General features: G+C 64.9%; 3 protein-coding genes and 1 pseudogene. 3 read left to right on the top strand and 1 reads right to left on the bottom strand.

Annotation, left to right across the window (positions count from 1 at the left end; genetic code table 11):
• The 3 genes and pseudogenes from EOA86_RS24840 to EOA86_RS24830 form a co-directional block, all read left to right on the top strand.
• A pseudogene (locus EOA86_RS24840) lies at positions 1-303 on the top strand (ribulose-phosphate 3-epimerase); the annotation flags it as partial.
• A gap of 226 nt (positions 304-529) precedes the next feature.
• Positions 530-1,900: a malonyl-CoA decarboxylase gene (locus tag EOA86_RS24835; protein WP_128344088.1), complete on the top strand. Its 1,371-nt coding sequence runs from the start codon at positions 530-532 to the stop codon at positions 1,898-1,900.
• The gene (locus EOA86_RS24830; RefSeq protein ID WP_128344087.1) at positions 1,897-3,423 is read left to right on the top strand and encodes a malonyl-CoA synthase; all 1,527 of its coding nucleotides are present in this window, start codon (positions 1,897-1,899) and stop codon (positions 3,421-3,423) included. The genes EOA86_RS24835 and EOA86_RS24830 overlap by 4 nt, the downstream gene beginning before the upstream one ends.
• An 8-nt stretch (positions 3,424-3,431) precedes the next feature.
• On the opposite strand, the gene EOA86_RS24825 is transcribed toward EOA86_RS24830, so the two are convergent.
• On the bottom strand, positions 3,432-4,157 hold a 726-nt coding region (locus tag EOA86_RS24825), incomplete at its 5' end, for an amidohydrolase family protein (protein ID WP_164891957.1).

The following is a 4,157-nucleotide window of genomic DNA, read 5'->3' as shown; positions in this document are numbered from 1 at the left end:
GTCGAATATGTGCTCGACCGGCTCGATCTGATCCTGATCATGACCGTCAATCCGGGTTTTGGCGGCCAAGCCTTCATTCCGGGAGTCGTCGACAAGGTGAAGCGGGTGAAGGCGCTGATCGGCAATCGGCCGATCCGGATCGAGATCGACGGCGGCATCTCGCCGCAAACGGCACCTTTGGTCACCGCCGCCGCCGCCAGCGTGCTGGTCGCCGGTGCAGCCATCTTCAAGGGCGGCAGCGTTGAAGCCTATCGGGGGAACATCGAGGCGATCAGGACAGCGGCCGACCGGGCGGCCCGCTGACGCTGCCGACGTCATTACCAGAACGCGTCGTCTCGTCAGCCGGTCAGGAATTCGTTGGCCGACGCCGGGGCGCTTGTGCTCGTGACATCCGGTCCCCCAGTCAAAAATGTCTTTGTCCATTTTTGGGCAATTTTGTTGGCATAACAGAAACTACATCCATATTCTCTGTCTCACCCTGATGCCTCTTCGGACCTTCCCGCAGGGCTCCTCTCCGACGGTCGGATCGATGAACCGCAGCCCTTTCTTCGCTGACCTGCTGAACACCATCGCCGATCGCGGCCGGATGATGCTGAACCTCGTTCGCGGTGACGAGCCGGTCTCGGCCGACAGCCTGGGGCGTCTGTGCGCCCGTCTGCTTTCCAGCCAGGGCGAGGCATCGGGCGTCGCCTATGCCCGGGAAATCCTTGAGCGCTGGCGCACCCTCGGCGCCGACGGAAGGTTGGCTTTCCTGCATGTGCTGCGCGATCGCTTCGGCACCGATCATGCCAAGCTTGCCGCCGCGGTGGATGCCTATCGCGCCGCGCCCGACGATCGCTCGGCACTTACGCTGCATGATGCCGCCGAACCGGCAAGACAGGAGCTTCTGCGCCGCCTGAACCTGGCGCCCCGCGGCATCGAGACGCTGGTGCGCATGCGCCAGGATCTGCTTGCCCGGCTGCCCACATCGCCCGATCTCGCCATCGTCGATGCCGACTTCACGCACCTCCTGTCGTCATGGTTCAACCGCGGCTTCCTGGTGCTGCGGCGGATCGACTGGTCGACGCCAGCCAACATTCTGGAAAAAATCATCCGCTACGAGGCGGTGCACGCCATCCACACCTGGGACGATCTGCGCCGCCGGATCGAACCCGACGACCGGCTCTGCTATGCGTTCTTTCATCCACAGCTCGGTGACGAGCCGCTGATCTTCGTCGAGGTCGCGCTCACCCGGGCGATGCCGATGACAATCGCCGAGCTGCTTGCCGACGAGCGGCCGCTGGTGCAGCCACGGCAGGCCACGACGGCAGTGTTCTATTCCATCTCCAACTGCCAGGACGGCTTGCGCGGCATCTCGTTCGGCAACTTCCTGATCAAGCAGGTGGTCGAGGACCTGCGCCGCGACCTTCCCAGCCTGACGGATTTCGTCACACTGTCCCCGGTGCCGGGCTTTGCCCGCTGGCTGGCCGAGCAGGCCGAAACCATCCCCTCCGCCGCCGAAGTGCTGGACCTCGTCGCCAACCAGGGTTGGCACGCGGATGCTGCCATGCGCGACCGCGTGGGCCAGGCCCTGCTTCCTCTTGCGGCACAGTATTTCCTCGAAGCCCGCACCGCCTCCGGCAAGGTGATCGATCCGGTCGCCCGGTTCCATCTCGGCAATGGCGCGCGGCTGGAGCGCATCGACCTTTTCGGCGACCTGTCGCCCCGCGCCTTACGTCAGGCGCATGGCCTGATGGTCAATTATCGCTACAAGCTCGACGATATCGAGAAGAACCACGAGCTGTTCGCCGCCAGGAACGATGTGGCGGCCGCGCCCGCTGTGCGCCGCCTGCTGCCGAAACAGGCGAGACCGGCCGCGCCACCGCTTCCGGCGGCTGCCCAGACTCGGAGGGATGCATGAGCAACCATTTGTTCGACGCTTTCCGCGCCGGGATGCCGGCGCCCGAGCGTCTGTTGATGGAGACGGATGACGGGCGCTCGATCTTCTATGGCGATATGCTGGCGCAGTCCGCGCAACTGGCACATGCGCTTCTGCAATTGGGCGTCGAACCCGGCGACCGCGTCGCCGTCCAGGTCGAGAAGAGCCCCGAGGCGATCCTGCTCTATCTCGCCTGCCTGCGTGCCGGTGCGGTCTTCCTACCGCTCAACACCGCCTATACGCTGACCGAGCTCGACTACTTCTTCGGCGATGCCGAGCCGCGGCTGGTCGTCTGCGATCCGGCACGGGCAGCCGATATCGGGGCCTTGGCGGAGAGATCGGGCGCTATCGCACTCACGCTCGGCGGCAATGGCGAAGGCTCGTTGATGGATCAGGCCTCGCGGCGGTCTTCGGACTTCCGCGACGTGGTGCGCGGGCCCGACGATCTTGCGGCGATCCTGTACACGTCGGGGACCACCGGCCGCTCGAAAGGCGCCATGCTCAGCCATGAGAACCTCGCCTCGAATGCGCGGGTTCTGGTTGACCAGTGGCGCTTCACTGCCGCAGACGTCTTGATCCACGCGCTGCCGATCTTCCACACGCACGGCCTCTTCGTCGCCACCAACGTCATCCTGATGGCCGGCGCCTCGATGCTGTTCGAAACCAGGTTCGACCCGGCCCGCATCGTCTCGCTGCTGCCGCGGGCCACGGCGCTGATGGGCGTGCCGACCTTTTATGTGCGCCTGTTGCAGCAGGACGGCTTGAACCGGCAAGCGGCGAAAAACATCCGCCTGTTCGTTTCCGGATCGGCGCCGCTGCTGGCCGAGACGCACAAGGCCTGGCGCGAGCGCACCGGCCATTCGATCATCGAGCGCTACGGCATGACCGAGACCAACATGAACACGTCGAACCCCTATGATGGCGAGCGGCGCGCCGGCACGGTCGGCTTCCCCTTACCCGGCGTCGCGCTGCGCATCGCCGACCCCGAGAGCGGCGAAACACTTGCCCAGGGCGAGGTCGGCATGATCGAGGTGAAGGGCCCCAATGTCTTCGGCGGCTATTGGCGCATGCCGGAAAAGACCAAGGCGGAATTCCGCGACGACAGTTTCTTCATCACCGGGGATCTCGGCCTGATCGACGCCGACGGCTATGTCCACATCGTCGGGCGCGGCAAGGATCTGATCATTTCCGGCGGCTACAACATCTATCCGAAGGAGGTCGAGAGCGAGATCGACGCGCTGCCCGGCGTCGCCGAAAGCGCTGTCGTCGGCGTTGCCCATCCGGATTTCGGCGAAGGCGTCACCGCGATCGTGGTGCGGACGCCGGCCTCGACAATCACCGCTGCCGAGATCGTCGGCGCCATCGCCGGGCGGCTGGCGAAATACAAGCATCCGAAGCAGGTGATCTTCGTCGACGAACTGCCGCGCAACACGATGGGCAAGGTGCAGAAGAACCTGCTGCGCGAAACCTACAAGGACCTCTACGCTCCGGCCAAAGCCGGCTGATGTTAAGGTTACACCCAGTTGGCGCCGACCCCGAAAACCCTGTCGCCTTCTATCCAGACGCCCTTGACGTCCAATTCGTCCGACAGCGCAACGATATCGGCGGCGGTGCCGTTGGCGAACCGCCCGAGCCGGTGCGACTGACCGATCGCCTGCGCCGGATAGAACGAAGCCATGCGCAGCGCTTCCGAAAGGTCCAGTCCGACGACGCGGTGGACGAAGCGCACGGCGGAGATCATGTCGAGATCGGCGCCCGCCAGCGTCCCGTCGGCTAGCCGCAGGCTACCGTCCTTGCGGTAGACGGTGCGGCCGTTCAGCGTGAACGAGGTCATATCGGTGCCGATCGTCGCCATGGCGTCGGTGACCAGGAAAATTTTTGCCGGACCCTGCTTGGCGCGCAGCGCGATGGCCATGGTGGCGGGATCGACATGGATGCCGTCGGCGATGATGCCGGCAAACAACGTGTCCGTATCGATGGCAGCACCCGCCAACCCCGGCTCACGATTGCCGATCTGGCTCATCGCGTTGAACAGATGGGTGACCATTGTTGCGCCGGCATCGGCGAACGCGCGCGCCTTGGCATAGCCGGTGTCGGAATGGCCGAGGCTGACGACGATGCCGGCCTCGGCGAGCGCCGAAACGCGTACGGTGTCGACGGATTCCGGCGCGATCGTGGTCAACAGTACCGGCAGAGTTTTCCGCGTCGCAATCAGCATCGCCTGGTCGGCATCCAGCAT

The organism is Mesorhizobium sp. M5C.F.Ca.IN.020.32.2.1, from assembly GCF_004023105.1.
GTDB classification, from domain to species: Bacteria; Pseudomonadota; Alphaproteobacteria; order Rhizobiales; family Rhizobiaceae; genus Mesorhizobium; species Mesorhizobium wenxiniae.
This window is presented reverse-complemented; position numbering and strand designations above follow the sequence as displayed.